The organism is Natronospirillum sp. (genome assembly GCF_022565775.1).
Lineage (GTDB): Bacteria > Pseudomonadota > Gammaproteobacteria > Pseudomonadales > Natronospirillaceae > Natronospirillum.
The window spans coordinates 13,816-30,856 of sequence record NZ_JAIUMC010000033.1 but is presented as its reverse complement, the minus strand read 5'-3'; the positions used below and the strand labels follow the sequence as shown (position 1 = coordinate 30,856).

Genomic DNA, 17,041 nt, shown 5'->3' with positions numbered 1-17,041 from the left:
CCAGTAACCGCAGACCGCACGCAGAAGTTGACGAATTAACCACTCGGGACACTAGCCATACGCCTTGCCGTTAGCCGCGCGCCATTGCGCGAATCCTATACCTGAGTATAGTTTGAATGATGTTCGACCGCGGGTCTGTGCGGCAGTGAACACTCACGGGTGCGTTGCTGACGGCGCCGCAGGTCTGTCTTCGTTCGAGAGAGTCGCTGTATGGGCATTCGTCGCCTGTTGCTATTGCTTCTGATCTTGCTGGCCGGGTCCGTGCCCGCCGCCGAACCGGCGGTCGACCAGGGCGCGGAGGGTTTGGTTCTGGGGTCGTTCAATATCCAGCATCTGGGCTGGGACACCGGACGCAGTTACGAGGCGGTGGCACGCATTGTGGCGAAAAAGGACTGGGTGGCCATTCAGGAACTGATGAACGCCGGTGGTATGGAGCGCCTGCACGCTGCCGTCGAAACCAAAACCGGTCATCCCTGGCTGTATGTCTATTCCGAGCCGCAGGGTCGTTCTACCTATCGGGAGAAGATGGCGTATCTATGGCGTGCCGATCTGTTCGAACTGGTCGGCGAGGCACGACTCTATCCGGACCCGGCGGATGTGTTTGCCCGCCCGCCCTATGCAGCAGAATTCCGCATTTTGGCTGACGACACCACCTTTGTGGCGAGCACTGTGCATATCACCTATGGCAACCGCATTGCCGATCGCGTGCCCGAAATTGAGGCCATGGGGCAGTCACACCGCACTTGGCTCACCACCACCTGGCCCGAAACCCAAACCATCGTGCTGGGCGATTTCAACCTCCGGCCCACCCACGATGCCTTTACCTCACTGGCAGAGCACTTTGATCTACTGCCGATCGACGGCAACACCACACTGGCCACTGCGGATGGACAGTACGCTAATCCGTACGACCATATCTGGGTCAGTCATGATCATGGGCTGCAGTTGACCCAGTCCGGTCGCATCGACTTTCCCGCCAGGCTCAGTGAGACCGACCCTGAACGGTATTGGTCGCATGCCGCGGCGCGGGATTATATCTCGGATCATGCGCCCGTCTATGTCACATTGAACGGTCAGCCGGGTCCGCATGCCATGCGTCAGGGCCCGATCACCGTCGCCCGATGGGACTATCCGGAAGACGGCGAAGCACCGACCCTCGCGCAGTGCATCGACCTCAATGAAAGCAGAACAGCGCGGCTGCAGGAGCTGCCGGGTATCGGGCAGGCTTACGCGGCAGCGATCGAAGGGGGGCGGCCCTGGGCATCCGTGGATGACCTGGCGCGAATCAGCGGTATCGGTGCTGTGACCGTGGAGTCCATACGCAGTTCGCGACTGCTGTGTGATGACTTTCTGTGAACAGGCGTAGATGAAAATCCATCTGGTCTCGGAAGCGTTTATTGCCTAAAATTTGGACAACTTAGTGTTGCGGGCTTCCGGCATGTCCATTTCCCTTCAATCGCCCCTCAGTCCGGTGCAGAGTACCGGCAGCAACTTTACGGATCTGGTTCGCCAGGGCAGTTCAGGTCAGCGCATCAACAGTGCCGCAGACGATGCGGCCGGCTCAGCTATTGTCGGGCGATTGGGCAGTCGCATAGACGGCACCGCGGTTGCCGAGCGCAACATCGGTGACGGGCTCAGCCTGTTACAGACCCGATCCGGTGTTGCCTCCGGTATCACTGAGCAGATGCAGCGCATGCGTGAAATCAGCGTACAGGCGGGTAATGGAATATTGAACCAGCAGGACCGGGAAGCCCTCAACCGTGAATTCACCGCGCTGCGCGATACCGTTACACAGACACTGAACGATGCGCAGTTCAACGGACGGGCGCTGTTTGATGGTGAGCCCCGACGCCTGCAGACCGGGCCCGATGCCGGTCAGACCACGGAGCTTGCCGCCAATGACCTGCCCGCAAGGCTGGAAGAGGCCGGCTTTTCCGGCCTGACGCTCGCCAACCCCACTGCAGACACCCTGGCTTCGCTGGATGAGGCACTGTCCCTGATCTCGGAGAGCCAGACCGCCGATGGCGCCTCTGCCAACCGTCTGCTCAGGCAGGCAGATAATCTGTCACAAAGCCGCATTGACGCCTCCCAGGCCAGAAGCCGAATCGCCGATACCGATTTTGCTGAACTGGCGTCCAGTCTGGCGCAAACCGAGGTGCGTGATCAGGCCAGGTTGCTGATGCAAAGCCAGGCCAATGCCGGGCGTGAAGATGTGTTGAGATTGCTCTCGAGCTGACTCTTTGCACAGCGTCTCATCAATTCGCCTGTTTGGATTTCCATGGCAGTGCTACTGCCACCTCCTTTTCTTTCTTGCAAAAAACGGTTGACAGTCATGGTCTGCATTCTTAGAGTTATTGATGTAAACGGTTACATATAACAAATAACGCTCAGGACAGCCCATGCCTACCATTCGCGATGTGTCCAGACTGGCCAATGTCTCCGTGGCAACCGTGTCTCGGGTAATCAACGCCAATCAGCCGGTCTCTGCGGATACCAAGGCGCGCGTCGTTGCGGCGATGGCAGAACTGGGCTACCAGCCGAACAGCAACGCCAAAGCTCTGGCCACCAATCGCAGCGATATTCTGGGCATGGTGCTCGGCGATCTGGGCGGGCCCTTTTTCGGCGACCTGATGGCTCAGGCAGAAGAGGAAACGCGTCGCCTCAAGCGCCATCTGCTGGTTACTGCCGGTGGCCACTCCCGTGACATCGAACTTGAAGCCATCGATTTCCTGCTGCGTCGGCAGGTCGACGCGCTGATGTTGCATGTCGACTCACTGACGGACGCCGACCTCTACGAATTGTCGACCAAAACGGACACCCCGATTGTTCTGATCAACCGCTATGTGCCTGATCTGCATGCCCACTGTATCCATGTGAACAATGAAGTGGGCGGGGAACTGATCACCCGTCACCTGATCGAGCAGGGCCATGAGGCCATCGCCTGCATCACGGGCCCGCTTTACAAGGGTGACAGCCGCGGCCGTTTGCAGGGTTATCGGCGCGCGCTGGAACAGGCCGGTCTCCCCTATGTCGAGCAGCGCGTTGTGGAGTCCGATTATATGGAAGCCGGCGGCAGCGAAGCCATAGAGCGGCTGCTGTCCCGCAAGACGCCCTTCACAGCAGTGGTTTGCGGTAATGATCTGATGGCGTTTGGCGCCATACGCAGTCTGCGGCTCCACGGGTTCAGTGTTCCTCAGGATATAGATGTAACCGGTTACGACGATATAGTCCTGTCATCCTATGTCGAACCGTCATTGACCACTATTCATGTGCCGATTGGCGCCATGGGGGTTCAGGCTGCGCGTCTCGCCGTGCAGCTCGCCACCGGGCAGCGACCAACGGCACAGCAAGCGTTCGAGCCCCAGCTGGTTGTCAGGGGCTCAACCCGGTCACGATCGAGTGACCAATCCTCGCAACCCATGCACTCAAAGTTCGTACAACAACAATAAACCCTCGGAGGTTTTCATGTACAAAATGACCCCACTGGCGGCCGCTGTCGCCGCTGTCGCCGCCGTCGCCATGTCCGGCGCTGTGATCAGCCAGGAGATCCGTTTCGATGGCTTTCCCGACTATGACAGTCAGATAAACGCCATTGCTGATGACTTCAAGGATGTAAGCGGTATCACGGTCCAGCAACTGATCAATCAGCATGGCGGTCATCACGATCGTATCGCCACCACCCTGGCCACTGGCAGTGGTCTTGGTGATGTCGTGCTGATCGATGTTGGTTTCGTCGGCGCCTTCGTTGACGGGGGCGGCTTTATCGATCTGACTGACCGGTTCGAGCCCTACAGGGGCAACTATCCGGAGTATGCGATCGCTCAGGGACAGGGTTCCAACGGCCATCAGTACGCCGTACCGGTAGATCTTGGTCCGGGTGTGCTCTACTTCCGGCGCGATTTCATGGAAGACCTCGGCTATGACATCGATGAAGTCACAGCCGACTGGGAAAGCTACATCGACTATGGCATAACACTGCGCGACGAGCATGACACACTGCTGATCGGTGATGCCGGAGATATCGCCAACGCCTACATCAATTTCAATGTCGAGTCGGGCAATGGCCTCTATTTCGACGCAGATGGCGAGCCTCTGGTCACCAACGAGCGTTTTGTCAGAGCGTTTGAGCTGGCGCGGACCGTGCGCCAGGAAGGCCTCGATGGCAACATCACCGCCTGGTCTGAAGACTGGACCACCGGTTTTCAGGAAGGCACTTTTGCCACTCAGATGTCGGGTGCCTGGTTGCTGGGTCACCTGCAGAACTGGATGGCACCCGATACTGCCGGCAACTGGGGTGTCAGCCACCTGCCGACAGGCATCTACGGTACCTGGGGCGGTTCCTTCCTGGCGATTCCCGCACAGTCTGCTAAGCCCGATGAAGCCTGGGCACTGATCGAGTACATGATCAGTGAAGATGTTCAGCTCGAGGGCTTCCAGAATATCGCTGCTTTCCCGGCTCATACGGCCACCTATGACCATGCCATGTTCGAAGAAGAAATCGACTTCCTGCGCGGTCAGCAGGCCCGCCAGATGTGGGCTGAAATCGCGGAAAATGTAGAACCTGTCAAACCGCATCGCGGCGACCAGATTGCCGAGTCGCTGATCGGTACCGCGCTGGAGAACGTGCTGGATGACGGCATGGAGATCGAGCGTGCTCTGCAGAATGCGGAAAATCAGATTCGGCGCCGGGTGCGCTGATATCTGATGTCCGGGTCCGCCGCCGGCGGACCCGGATCATTTCACCGTCAGGGTGCCTTTGCAGGCGCCATGACATCTCGTCAAGATCGAATCCCGGGTATTGGCTATGACCCAGAAAACCGAGCTCACCGGCACTGTGCCGGAGGCACCCCTGACCGTTCCTTCGCCTGTGCAGCAGGAAGACAGTCGGCTGAAGGCTTTTTTCCAGAAGGGAACGCCCTACTGGTTCGTATCCCCCTACATCATCATTTTCGGGGTATTTGGTATCTTCCCGATCTTTTTCATGATCTTCCTGTCGTTCCATACCTGGAACCCGGTGGCGGGCCTGGCGTCGATGCGCTTTGTCGGCTGGGAGAATTATACGCTGTCGCTGACCGACCCCACGCTTTGGCATACCCTGTGGAACACGGTTGTTATCGCATTGCTGTCGGGGCTGTCGCAGCATCTGGTAGCGCTGCCCATGGCCTATTTGCTGGTGTCACTTGGGCATCGTGCGCGCCATTGGCTGACCACGGCCTATTTTCTGCCCTACGTGACCTCGACTGTCGCCGTGTCGATGATTTTCTACATCATGTATGCACCCGAGAGCGGCATTATCAATCGCGCTCTCGTGACGCTCGCCAATGGCCAGATCACCGGTTTCCTGTTCGGCTGGATCAATGACCTGATGCCCATTCGCTGGTTGCAGGAAAACAGCCTGATTCGCTACTCCATTTCGTTCGTGGTGTTCTGGAAATACGTCGGCTTCAACATCGTCATCTATGCCGCCGGTCTGACCACGATCAACAAGGAATTGTACGAAGCCGCCAAGATCGATGGCGCTTCCTCCTGGCAGCGCTTCCGCTTTGTTGCTCTGCCGTTGCTCAAGCCGTTCATTTTCTTCGCCGTCACCCTGACCATCATCGGTAACATGAACCTGTTCGACGAGCCCTATGTACTGACGCGCGGGCTGCAGCAGGCCGCGACCAACGGCATGACCATCTCGAACTATCTGTACCGGATTGGCTGGGAATGGCTGGATATGGGCGGGGCAGCGGCCGTGTCCTGGATCCTGTTCGTTGTGATCGGAATATTCACCGGTATCTATTTCTGGCTGTTTGGTCGGGAAGGCCTCGGAGGTAACGACTGATGTTCGCACTGCTGGAAAACACACACTATCAACGCGGTATCTCCATTGCGGCACGCACCGTCCTGTGGGCGTTTCTGCTGCTCGGTGTTTTTCTGACCATCTTCCCGTTCCTCTGGGGCGGGTTGCTGGCCACTCATTCGCGCACCAGCATGTTCAGTTCGGCCTTCGTGCTCAGCTTCAGTGACCAGCTGTTTGTCAACTACGAGGAACTGTTGCGCATCATGCCGTTCTGGCTGGGCATGTTCAACAGCTTCAAGGTGGCCCTGATTGGCACCGCAGTGTCTCTTTTCTGCTGCAGCCTGGTGGGCTACGGGCTGGCTGTGTACAAGTTTCGCGGCCGCACAACGCTGTTCACCATCATGGTTTGCTCCATGATGATGCCGCCGATTCTGACCCTGATTCCCTACTACATGATTGTCAGTACGCTGGGCCTGCGCGATACCCATCTGGCTGTCTGGTTGCCGTTCGTGATCAACCCTATCGGGATATTCCTGATGCGCCAGTACACCGTGGCCTCGGTGCCCAAGGATCTGCTGGAAGCTGCCCGTCTTGACGGCGCAAGTGCCTTCCGCACGTTCTGGAGTATCGCTTTGCCATTGCTGCGCCCCGGGCTGGCCACATTGGCCATCGTGCAGTTCGTATTCCTGTGGAACAACTTCCTGCAGCCGCTGGTCATTCTGACCTCCACCGAGCAGATGGTGATCACGCAGCTGCTGCGACGGGTTCAAGGCATACCCAATACGCCCTGGGGTGCCGTCATGCTCGGCACCACCGTTTCGATACTGCCACTGATTGCCATCTACATGGTGGCCAGCAAGCAGATGATTTCAGGTCTAACCAGTGGCGCGGTCAAATAGCCGCCCCAACAAGAGGACGTTTTATGAGTTTTGCTGTTCCTGCCGATTCGCCGGTCCGTGACAACCGCTTCATCTGGGGGGTGGCCACGGCTGCATTCCAGATCGAAGGCGCCATTCATGCCGACGGCCGTGTCGACAGTATCTGGGACACCTTCTGCGCCGAGCCGGGCAGGGTACTCAACGGCGATAATGGCGAGCCGGCCTGTGATCACTACCATCGCTGGGAGCAGGACCTTGACCTGCTGAGCGAGCTGGGTGTGGATGCCTACCGGTTTTCCATCGCCTGGCCGCGGATCATGCGCGCGCCAGGTGAAGTCAATGAAGCCGGTCTGGCCTTCTACGAACGCTTGGTGGACGGCTTGATCGACCGCGGTATCCGGCCGGTGGCCACCCTCTACCACTGGGATCTGCCCCAGTATCTGGAGGATCATGGCGGCTGGCTGAACCGTGAAACGGCCTACGAGTTCGCGCGCTATGCGCAGGTGGTGGTAGAGCGCCTGGGCAACAAGGTGACACACTGGGCCACGCTGAACGAGCCGCTGTGCAGCTCGTTTCTGAGCTACGAAGTGGGTGTACATGCCCCCGGCTATCGCGAGCCGGCCTGGGCCTACCAGGCGGCGCACCATCTGTTGCTGGCTCATGGTCTGGCCATGCCAGTCATGCGTGCTGCGGCGCCCGAGAGCCAGCATGGTATCGTGCTGAATTTTACCCCGGCCTATGCCGCTGATGACCGACCGGAAACACAGCGTGCCGTGCAGGATGCCGAGGTCAAAGATGTGCACTGGTTCATTGCCCCGCTGATGCAGGGCGAGTATCCGGCGGGCTGGTTCGAGCGGTTCCCGGAATGGCGACCCATCATAATGCCGGGTGACATGGATCTGATCCGTCAGCCCATGGACTTCGTCGGTGTCAATTTCTACACCCGTCATCTGGTCACCGATGATGGCGCGGGTGGCGTGAAGCATCTGCCGCAGCCGGACGCCGAACATACCCATATCGGCTGGGAAGTCTATCCGGAAGCGCTGACCCGCACCCTGGTTACCCTGCACCGGTCCTATCAGAACCTGCCGCCGCTGATCATCACCGAAAACGGCATGGCCGGCGACGATCATGTGGTAGATGGTCAGGTCAATGATGCACAGCGCGTCAGCTATCTGGAACGGCACATCACCGCCGTTGGCGAAGCCATGCGCCAGGGCGTCAATATTCGCGGCTATTTTGCCTGGAGTCTGATGGACAACTTCGAGTGGGCGTTCGGCTACAGCCAGCGTTTTGGTTTGGTGTATGTGGACTACGAGACTCAGGAGCGGATCGTCAAGCGCAGTGGTCAGATGCTCAAGGAATGGATGAAAGAGCCGCGGCTCGAACTGGCTTCCGCCTGACGTCGGATGGCTCGTGCATCAGCACTTGCAGGTTGCCCTGAAACGGTTCGGATCAGGGCAGCCGCTGGCCGAGGGCCAGCGTCATGGGGCCTACTGACCAAAGCGCTCTGGCGGCTCCGGCCTGTTGTGCAGGATCTCGTCGATCCGGTCCATGACCTCCGGCGTCATCAGTGGCAGTGTTTCCAGTGCCCTGAGGTTGTTCTCCAGCTGACTGAGTCGTGACGCGCCGAGTATGACGGTACTGACCTGCGGGTTGGACAGACACCAGGCCAGGGACAGGTGCGTCAGGCTGGTACCCAGCTCTCCGGCCAGTGACTGCAGCTCGCGGACCTGACGTTGCTTCTGCTCGCCGTGCTCGCCCAGCAGCAGGTCGCGCAGCCACTCATAGCCGGGGAGATTCAGACGGCTGTCCTCGGGAACGCCCTCCAGATACTTGCCGGTGAGAATACCGGAGGCCAGCGGAGAGAAGATGGTGGTGCCCATCCCGAACTGCTCGTAGAGCGGGCGGTATTCTGCTTCTACGCGCTCCCGGTGCAGCAAGTTGTACTGGGGCTGCTCCATGGTGGGCGGCGTCAGATGCTCGCGGCGTGCCACCAGATGGGCTTCGGTGATCTGCTGCGCGCTCCACTCGGAGGTGCCCCAGTACATCACCTTGCCTTGTTGTATCAGATGGTGCATGGCGCGCACGGTCTCTTCGATGGGGGTGTCGATATCCGGACGATGGCAGAAAAACAGGTCCAGGTACTCGACCTGCAGTCGCTGCAGCGCCAGATCACAGGCATCACGGACGTGCTTTGCAGACAGGCCGAGTTGCATCTGCTTGTCGCCGCCCCAGAACACCTTGGAGGAGACGGCAAAGGTATCCCGCGGCAGTTTCAGGTCGGCAATGGCCTGCCCCATGATTTTCTCCGACTCGCCGGCTTCATAGCCCTCGGCATTGTCGAAAAAGTTGATGCCGGCGTCATAGGCCGTTTTGAGCAGATCCCGGGCATCCCGGGTGTCGACCTGCTTGCCGAAGGTCACCCAGGAGCCCAGTGAAAAGGCGGACAATTTGAGGCCGGAACGGCCCAGTCGACGGTATTGCATGAGGGTTGACGCTCCTTATCGGGCTGTCTTTTCAGAATTGCCCCCAGCGTATCACGCCCCGATCTGCAACAGCAGATCTTCCAGCACTGACAGACGAACTTCCGGAACCTGCAAAGTGAGTTTGACCGAGGCACCGAACTGGCGGTCGGTAATGACCGCCTGTTCACTGCTGACCCAGGCATCGACGCGCTCCGCCTGCGCATAGCTCAGATCAAGCGAAACTGTCTGCATGGGCAACGCAACTCTGACCGGGGTATCGGCCAGCACAGCATTGGCCGCCTCGGCATAAGCTCTGGCCAGCCCGCCCTTGCCGAGCTTGGTGCCGCCGAAATAGCGGATCACCACAATCCCGGCCTCACCGATATCGGCATGCAGCAACACATTCAGCATCGGCTGGCCGGCGGTGCCATGCGGCTCGCCGTCGTCGCTCTGACCGATCGCACGACTGCTGCCGGGTGCCCCCGCATTGAAAGCAAAACAGTAGTGGCTGGCGCGCGGATAGCAGTCTCTGCAATGAGCCACCAGCGCATCCATATCTGCCCGATTACACACCCTGTCGAGTACGGCAATAAACCGGCTCTTGCGGACAATCACTTCCCGGGTATGAAGGGTTTTGGGGATGGGGTAGCCGGAGTCTGACACGCTGGTTCCTGATGCTTGGTTGAAGCAAGCTTATCAGGTTGCATCCGGCGCCTCGACAGGTACAGATCTTCAATGGTCAAGGCACCAGAAAGTGCGAGCTCAGTCTACCGATAAACCTCCCCCCGCCGCTCCCAGGGAATGCTCACCTCGCCGCTCTTGCCGCCAATGGTGATCCCGACCGTGAATACGCTCTGCTCGAGATCGAGTGCGTTGGCCACCATTTCGCCATGCAGTCCGAACTCGAAGGAACGGTTGGCGCCCAGGTAGACAGCTGTGCCTGCTACGGGGCCGAAGATGTTGCCGCCACCGGACTCGTTGCCATAACCGCCGAAGGCCAGTCCGGCATAGGCATCCAGCCCCAGGTCCTGCCCGGAGGTGATGGGGCCGCGGTTGCCGCCGTGCACAAAGCCGTAGCCGAGACCGCCATCACTGTCATCGATGGAGAAACCACCCCGGCCGCCACCGCCGATGTACCAGCGGTCGCTGTCCTGCAGATAGGTGCCGCCCCGGCCGCCAAACAGCATGTAGCGGTCGCCGTCTGCGGTGAGCCCGAGCCCGGCATTGAACTGGCCGAAGCTGTAGCTGGGTACCAGAACGTTCGGATTGAACTGGCGGGTGTCGTTTTCTGCGGCGGTGGCACCGGCAATCAGTGCGGCGGATGTCAGCAGAGCGCCGGTCAGTGTCTTGAATGTCATGGTGTTGCCTCCTTCAGGTTGTGCAGGTTGCATGGTCAGTTGGTTGCATTGCTCGCTACGTGGTCGGCAATGGCCCGAAACGCAGCGATGGATTGGTGGTCGTTTTCATCAAACCAGTAATCGGTGCTGGTCTTGACGATCACGACATCGTTGCGGGGGTGCACATAGATGTACTGTCCCCAGATGCCGATGGCAGTGAAATCGCCCTGCGGGTCTTCCGGTAGCCACCACTGGTAGCCGTAGCCGAAGGTCCAGAAGGAGTCCGGGTTGTCGCCGGGCTGCAGGTGCGGCTCCGTCGGGTTGACGGCGGCCTCGACCCACTCGGCCGGGATCACTTGTTCTCCGTTGTAGGCGCCCTGATCCCGGTACAGCAGGCCCAGGCGGGCGTAGTCCTGCAGCGTGGCGCTGAAGAAGGCATGAGTCAGCGCCTGGCCGTGGTGGTCCGTGTTCCAGTGCGCCATATCGGCCATGCCGCCGGGTTGCCAGAGGCGGCGGCTGGCATAGTCGGTCACGGACTCACCGGTGGTCTCAGCCACCAGCAGGCCCAGGGCCAGGCTGTCACTGCTGACATAGTTGTTGTAGGTGCCGGGGTCGCGCTCGCGTTCGAGTTCGGCCAGAATATCGGCTGCCGGCTCCTGAAAGCCGAAAATGCGAATGGGCAGCCACATGACATCCGAGAAGAAGTCTTCATAGTTCTCGTTGAAGGCCACACCGGAGGACATGGTCAGCACGTCATGAATGGACACCCCTTCGTCGCCCGAGCCTATCAACTGGGGGACATAGTCGGTAATCGGGTCCTGCACGGAAGCGATATGTCCGTCCTCGATGGCCAGGCCGACCAGAGTGGCCACCACGGATTTGGCCATGGAAAACGACGTGACAACGTCCGAGGGTTGATAGTCCTGGTAATAGGTCTCGTGTACGACCCGGTCGCCGTGCAGCACCAGCAGCCCGGTGGTCTCGGTGCGCTCGATAAACTCCGACAGTGACAGAGACTGGCCTTCGAAGTCATAGGTGTCGGGCAGAGTCTCTTGTCCGACGTCCAGCTCGCGTGGTTCTGCCGCCGGGTCGATGCTGGCCGCCGGAAACAGGGTATGAAAACTGCGGAAATTCTCCGCCCGATAGTCATCGTGAAACAGGGTCACCGAGACCCACCATTCACTGTTGCGCAGCCAGGTGTAGCCCGCTGTCGCCAGCAGGGCCACTACACCCAGGGTAACCAGAAATCCGATGCCGAGTTTCTTGCTCAGAGATGCCATGACCGTTGTCCTCCATATTGATGCTGGAGGCATGGTGCCTTGCAACCATCCTGACAGCAGTCGCATGTGATGACTGGTCGATCAGGGAGATGGGTGGCCTTATCGCGGTATCAACGGTGCGGCTGTCTTGAGGCTGCAATGCACGCCTTCAGAACCGGTCATCCAGAATGGCCGGCAGGGTCAGTTCCCGCACAAACGATGCCGGCGACAAGGTCATCAGCGCTCGGGTCATGGTGACCACATCGGCAAGCGGAATCATTTCGCCTGACGCCTCACTGGCACTCTGCGTCTTTGTTGATGGCATCTCGTCCGTATTGAGGTACCCCAGTTGCAGGCAGGTCACCGCCAGCCGCCGGTCACGGTAGCCTTCGCGCAAGGCATCGGCGATGCCGTTGAGGGCGTGTTTACAGGCACCAAAGGTAACCTCGGGCCTGCCGCACTGCCGTTGCGCGGAGGTTGATCCGGTGAGGATAACCTGCGGCTTCTCGGAGTTTTTCAGCCGGTCGATCAGATGCTTGAGTGTCAGGATGGCGCCCGTGATGTTCACATTAATCATGTCGATGATCTCGGTATCAGCGTCCCTGTCGAAACGATAGTCGTCTTCAAAGGCCCGGCTCTCCCAGATCCCGAGATTGTAGATGATCACATCCAGTTCGCCCGGTGCACTCTCGGAAATGGCCTGCACGGCGGCTGATGGGTCAGACATGTCCGCCTCAATCCATTGCAGCTCAATGTTCGGTGCCGGCTGAATATCGGATGGGGCTCGACGGGACACGCCAATGACAGCGTCTCCCGGGGCGGGCAAGCCCTCCACCAATGCGCGACCCAAACCCCGGCTGGCGCCTACGATCAATATTCTGGTCATTTGCTTCTCCCTCTCTGTGGTTGACGCTGCTGCCCTGTGCAGTTGACGCGTCAGTCAGTCGGGAGACTAAAAGTTGAACCTGACTTCAAGTCAAGTGCTGTCAAGTTAGCTCTCGCAACCCCGCTGCTACTGTTGGATTAGAGCACCAAACTCGGACTCTTCTGACTGAGTCATATGGATCGACCCAATCCTGGTCGATTTGGCTTGGGTTAAAAAGTGCTGGTTCCATGGGCGAGAGCCAAAGCAGCATGCCAGACCGAGAGGTACGCCCTCAAAGCACTCGGTGGCTTAGAGCAGTGTCGAATTAACCAGACAGGACACTTGCCGAAACCTCAGTTCCGCCGAACCAGCCTCACACGCCTTCCCGTGGTGCCACTATGGTGATGCTGTGCTCGCCCACGCCATCCACGCCCCCTGTCACCTTGTCGCCCACCTTGAGGGGGCCAACACCGGCCGGGGTGCCGGTATATATCAGGTCGCCGGGGCGGATGCGCATTGTATGCGACAGGATGGAGATGACCTCCTCCACGTCCCAGATCAAGTCCGAAATGTCCTGGTCCTGTTTGACTTCGCCGTTGACGGCGAGCCAGATACGACCGGTCGTCGGGTGGCCGATCTGGCTCGCGGGTTTTATCGGGCCAATCACCGCAGAGTCGTCAAACGCCTTGCCCCAGTCCCAGGGCCGACCCTTTTCCCGGGCTTCCAGTTGCAGGTCGCGGCGGGTGAGGTCATTGCCTACGGCATAGCCATAAATGTGATCTTTGGCCTTGTCCGCGGGAATCTCAAACCCGGCCTTGCCGATGGCCACTACCAGTTCTATTTCGTAGTGAAAGTTTTCGGTTTCCGGTGGATAGGGCACATCGCCGCCATCGGGAATAATCGCGTCTGCCGGCTTGGTAAAGAAGAACGGGAATTCCCGGCTCGGATCCCGACCCATTTCCCGGGCGTGGGCTTCGTAATTGCGACCCACACAGAAGATGCGCCGCACCGGAAATTGCTTGCTCTCGCCTTCGATAGCGACAGAGGTCACGGGCTGTGGTTCAAACAGGTAATCGGTCATGGTGTTGTCTCCAGACAATTGAAAATTTTGTCAGCCGCGCGCTTCGCGCCACAGGCCCAGCTTTTGTTGCGCAGTGCGGTCTGAAAAGCTGAACAGCACGGCCTCGTCCGTTGCATGATGAGTCACCGGGCACCAACTGGGCACCACGAAAACGTCTTTCGCTGTCCAGTTGAACACCTGATCGCCCACTGTTGATGTGCCGGACCCTTCCACCGCTGTAAATACGGTCGCGTCCGTCGAGCGATAGGTCTCGCTCTTGAATCCTTTGGGCAGCAACTGGATGAATGGCGATATCGTCGGCATCGCCGAGCCGCCGTCCACCGGGTTGATATAGCGCATTTTCAAACCGTGGCAGGGATCCCATTCCTCCTGCCGGCGCATCTGTTCCAGTGCTTCCCGGCTGCGATTATAGGGGTAGTTGAATATCGGTGACACCGGGCCCTGTCGCTCGTAATCCACCGGCAGCAGATTGGCACCGTAGCGGGCCAGGGAATCACCGGTAGGGCGCGTGATGGGTTGGGTTTCCCCGCCCTTGAAGGATTCGGCAAACGAGGCGTCGAACATCGAGACCAGAGGAATGTCCAGCCCATCCATCCAGATCATGGGCTCCTCCGACTCATTGCCGTGGTCATGCCAGGCCCAGGGTGGCGTAATCACAAAATCGCCACGCTCCATGAGAGTACGCTCGCCGTTCACCGACGTCGTGGCGCCACTGCCTTCCATGACAAAACGCAACGCGGACTGAGAGTGGCGGTGACAGGGGGCAATCTCACCCGGCAACACCAGTTGCAGGCCCGCATACAGTGAGGTCGTGATTCGGCTTTCGCCGGGCATGCCCGGGTTTTCCAGAATCAGCACCCGGCGCTCTGCCTCTTTGGCGGTAATCAGCTCACCGGCTTCCATCAACAGGGCTCGTGCTTCGTCGAAATCCCACCGATAGGGCTGTGCCGAACTCCTCGGGGTGGGGGTGATCAGGCCACTGAGCACATTCCACAGCGCCCCATAGTGCAAAGGCGCAATCTTGCTGTAATAGGCCTCGCGCTCGGCACTGGTGGCCGGTTTTTCCGTTAATGACATGGCTAATTCTCCTGCGTCATCGTGCTTCTGGTCAGCCCAGATCCACCCAGACCCTGTCGCCTGAAATCTTCACCGGGTAGGCCCTTATGTCCTCGGTCAGCGGCGCGCACATGGCCTTTCCGGACTTCACGCAAAAGCGACCCTGATGCAGCGGACATTCAATTTCGCCGTCCTCCAGAAAGCCCTCGCTCAGTCTTGCCTGTCCATGTGTACAGAGGTTGTCGGTGGCGAAGTAGCTGCCTTCGACTTCGTACAGGGCGATCTCCTGATCTCCCACGGTTTGCGCGATGACGTCGTCTTCGGGAATGTCCGACGTGGCACAGACGTCCTGCCAGTTTTCTGCGGCCATGGATGACTCCTCAGATCGGGTAAACCATTGAGTTGGGGATCAGTTCGCTGTCGTAGACGCAGATCCGCTGGGCAAAGCGCAAGCCGTCTGGCGTTTGCTGAATCCGGTCGAGATAGCGGCCTGCGTTGTAAACCTCGGAGGGCTTTCCCGGCTTGGTGCGAACCACAACGTAGTTGGCTTCGGAGACGATCAGGTCACCACTGGTCCCATGCACCAGCGGCGCACTGACGATATGACGCTGATAGTAGGGGTCGTGAAACAGGGTCTCCTTGACCCCGTAGACGCGGTCTTTCAGCATGCCCTTGCTCTCCAGAGACAGCACGGCCAGCGGAAAGCCCCGATCGAAGTTCTCCCGCGCCTGCACGCGATAGACGCACTGATCCAGAAAGAACTCAGGCCAGTCATCCAGGTCGCCATGGTCCACACACTCGGCGTAGGCACTATAGAAGCGCTGCAGTTCGTGATAGGTCGCGAAATCCATCATTCGTCCTCCATGATCTTTTGCCAGTAGCGGTACATGCCACGGATCAGGGTTTCAGTGACCATGTGGTCGGTATTTGCGATGTCGTGCCCGCCCATGGCGACTACCGTGCTGTGCTCGGGGCGCTGGTAGAAACCCTGCTGGGAAAATTCGATCACTTCGCCGTCGTCGGCCGAGACAAAACCGGCCGGACCGAACAGGTTGGACTGACGCAGGCGGCGCTGGGTCATGGCCTCGTCGTCGTCCTCGAATCCGAAGTGGGTCCAGACAAAGTCGAAGTTGTCGCGATCGACCGGCTGAATGTGCCGCGTGGACAGCGAGTTCACCTGCTGCTGAATGATCACGCTGGGGAAGAGCGTCATCATCACGGCGGTGGGGCCGTTCCACCAGGCTTCCTCTTTCACATCGAGAAAACTGGGGTCGTTCAGTGTCATGTTCTCCTTGAAGCTGCTGACCCCCTTGGTGACATCGCTGGCGCCCCCGTCATTGCGGCGGGAAATCATGCAGGCGTGGCGCCCGTGGTCATCCATCACCATCTGGGAGCGCTGATCGGCGCGCCACAGGCCAAAGGTAATAAACCAGGTGTGCAGCAGGCCCGGGTGATAGGGGTCCTTGATGTTTTCCTGCATCAGCTTCCAGTTGCCCGGAATGCGCTGGCGCGAATAGCCCAGAATGGTCAGCTTGCGGCCATCGAAGACACGATCGAAGTAGGCCAGCACGTCAGGGCCCAGAAAGTCTTCAAAGGGCTCGACGTCATGGTCGAAGCTGGCAAAAACCACGCCGTTGCGCACGGCCACCTTGAGTCTGTTGAGGTTGTGCTGGTCCTTCTTGAAGTCTTTCGGCATGCCGCCGTTGACCTTGCCGTCCTGCTTCACACCGCGCAAGAAGGGTACGCCCTGCAGGTTGCCTTTGAGGTCATAGCTCCATTGGTGGTAGGGGCAGACGAAATCCTTGGCGGTGCCATGCTGGGCACGGCAGAAGGCGACGCCGCGGTGCGCGCAGACATTCTCCACCACGTTCACATCACCACTGTCGTCGCGCACCATGATGACCGAGCGTTCGCCGATATTGGTGCGCTTGAAGTTGCCGGGTTCCGGTATTTCTGCCTCCAGCCCCACATAGCACCAGTGGTTGCTGTAGAACATGCGGTCCAGTTCGCGCCGGTAGAGGTCTTCGTCGGTGTAGGCCCAGTAGGGCACCCGATGGAACACGCCCTCGGGCCACTTGTGTTGCGACTTGTCGTTGGGGTGCGACATGTGTGTCTCCTTTGGCCGGAGCCGATGCTGCCGTGACAGTGGCCAGATTCGGCCCGAATTTGTTGTTCAGAGCAGAGCTGATGGGTGACGAAGAGTGAACTTCGACAACTTGCAGTTACCGTAGCTGTACTATAGAAAAGGCGGTATTATTCAGCCAGATACTGATATTTATAAGCATTATAAATTTTATGCATGTTCGGGCGAA

At 59.1% G+C, this 17,041-nt stretch carries 17 protein-coding genes; 7 read left to right on the top strand and 10 right to left on the bottom strand.

The window, feature by feature from the left end; genetic code table 11:
* Positions 1–210 precede the first annotated feature (210 nt).
* The 7 genes from LAT62_RS08355 to LAT62_RS08325 all read left to right on the top strand — a co-directional run bounded on the left by LAT62_RS08355 (position 211) and on the right by LAT62_RS08325 (position 8,066).
* Complete coding sequence (locus tag LAT62_RS08355; protein WP_293381876.1) at positions 211–1,356, top strand: endonuclease/exonuclease/phosphatase family protein; 1,146 nt, start codon at positions 211–213, stop codon at positions 1,354–1,356.
* A gap of 82 nt (positions 1,357–1,438) precedes the next feature.
* Positions 1,439–2,236 (top strand): flagellin, encoded by a 798-nt coding sequence (locus LAT62_RS08350; RefSeq protein ID WP_293381873.1) that lies wholly within the window; start codon positions 1,439–1,441, stop codon positions 2,234–2,236.
* A 163-nt stretch (positions 2,237–2,399) separates the two neighbouring features.
* Positions 2,400–3,449 carry a LacI family DNA-binding transcriptional regulator gene (locus LAT62_RS08345; RefSeq protein WP_293381870.1) on the top strand — a complete coding sequence of 350 codons (1,050 nt, stop codon included), beginning with the start codon at positions 2,400–2,402 and terminating at the stop codon, positions 3,447–3,449.
* Between the two features lie 16 nt (positions 3,450–3,465).
* Positions 3,466–4,698: an extracellular solute-binding protein gene (locus LAT62_RS08340; protein ID WP_293381867.1), complete on the top strand. Its 1,233-nt coding sequence runs from the start codon at positions 3,466–3,468 to the stop codon at positions 4,696–4,698.
* 106 nt (positions 4,699–4,804) lie between these two features.
* Positions 4,805–5,827 (top strand): carbohydrate ABC transporter permease, encoded by a 1,023-nt coding sequence (locus LAT62_RS08335; RefSeq protein ID WP_293381864.1) that lies wholly within the window; start codon positions 4,805–4,807, stop codon positions 5,825–5,827.
* Entirely contained in the window at positions 5,827–6,684 is an 858-nt protein-coding gene (locus LAT62_RS08330; RefSeq protein ID WP_293381861.1) for a carbohydrate ABC transporter permease, read from the top strand. Before LAT62_RS08335 ends, LAT62_RS08330 begins: the two co-directional genes overlap by 1 nt.
* A gap of 23 nt (positions 6,685–6,707) precedes the next feature.
* Positions 6,708–8,066 carry a GH1 family beta-glucosidase gene (locus tag LAT62_RS08325; RefSeq protein WP_293381858.1) on the top strand — a complete coding sequence of 453 codons (1,359 nt, stop codon included), beginning with the start codon at positions 6,708–6,710 and terminating at the stop codon, positions 8,064–8,066.
* Positions 8,067–8,156: 90 nt separating this feature from the next.
* Here the strand turns inward: LAT62_RS08325 and LAT62_RS08320 are convergent, their stop codons facing one another.
* The 10 genes from LAT62_RS08320 to LAT62_RS08275 all read right to left on the bottom strand — a co-directional run bounded on the left by LAT62_RS08320 (position 8,157) and on the right by LAT62_RS08275 (position 16,836).
* Positions 8,157–9,152, bottom strand: coding sequence for an aldo/keto reductase (locus LAT62_RS08320; protein ID WP_293381855.1), 996 nt, complete (start codon positions 9,150–9,152; stop codon positions 8,157–8,159).
* Between the two features lie 51 nt (positions 9,153–9,203).
* Positions 9,204–9,794, bottom strand: a complete 591-nt coding sequence (locus tag LAT62_RS08315) for a YigZ family protein (protein ID WP_293381853.1) — start codon at positions 9,792–9,794, stop codon at positions 9,204–9,206.
* 104 nt (positions 9,795–9,898) lie between these two features.
* Complete coding sequence (locus LAT62_RS08310) at positions 9,899–10,489, bottom strand: hypothetical protein (protein ID WP_293381850.1); 591 nt, start codon at positions 10,487–10,489, stop codon at positions 9,899–9,901.
* Between the two features lie 35 nt (positions 10,490–10,524).
* Positions 10,525–11,748 (bottom strand): serine hydrolase, encoded by a 1,224-nt coding sequence (locus LAT62_RS08305; RefSeq protein ID WP_293381847.1) that lies wholly within the window; start codon positions 11,746–11,748, stop codon positions 10,525–10,527.
* Between the two features lie 148 nt (positions 11,749–11,896).
* Entirely contained in the window at positions 11,897–12,613 is a 717-nt protein-coding gene (locus tag LAT62_RS08300; RefSeq protein WP_293381845.1) for an SDR family oxidoreductase, read from the bottom strand.
* Positions 12,614–12,965: 352 nt separating this feature from the next.
* The gene (locus tag LAT62_RS08295) at positions 12,966–13,673 is read right to left on the bottom strand and encodes a fumarylacetoacetate hydrolase family protein (protein ID WP_293381842.1); all 708 of its coding nucleotides are present in this window, start codon (positions 13,671–13,673) and stop codon (positions 12,966–12,968) included.
* Between the two features lie 30 nt (positions 13,674–13,703).
* Positions 13,704–14,750 (bottom strand): gentisate 1,2-dioxygenase, encoded by a 1,047-nt coding sequence (gene gtdA / locus LAT62_RS08290; protein ID WP_293381839.1) that lies wholly within the window; start codon positions 14,748–14,750, stop codon positions 13,704–13,706.
* Positions 14,751–14,781: 31 nt separating this feature from the next.
* Positions 14,782–15,099, bottom strand: a complete 318-nt coding sequence (locus LAT62_RS08285; RefSeq protein ID WP_293381836.1) for a non-heme iron oxygenase ferredoxin subunit — start codon at positions 15,097–15,099, stop codon at positions 14,782–14,784.
* A 10-nt stretch (positions 15,100–15,109) separates the two neighbouring features.
* Positions 15,110–15,583: an aromatic-ring-hydroxylating dioxygenase subunit beta gene (locus LAT62_RS08280; protein ID WP_293381833.1), complete on the bottom strand. Its 474-nt coding sequence runs from the start codon at positions 15,581–15,583 to the stop codon at positions 15,110–15,112.
* Positions 15,580–16,836 carry an aromatic ring-hydroxylating dioxygenase subunit alpha gene (locus LAT62_RS08275; protein ID WP_293381829.1) on the bottom strand — a complete coding sequence of 419 codons (1,257 nt, stop codon included), beginning with the start codon at positions 16,834–16,836 and terminating at the stop codon, positions 15,580–15,582. Before LAT62_RS08275 ends, LAT62_RS08280 begins: the two co-directional genes overlap by 4 nt.
* Positions 16,837–17,041 lie beyond the last annotated feature (205 nt).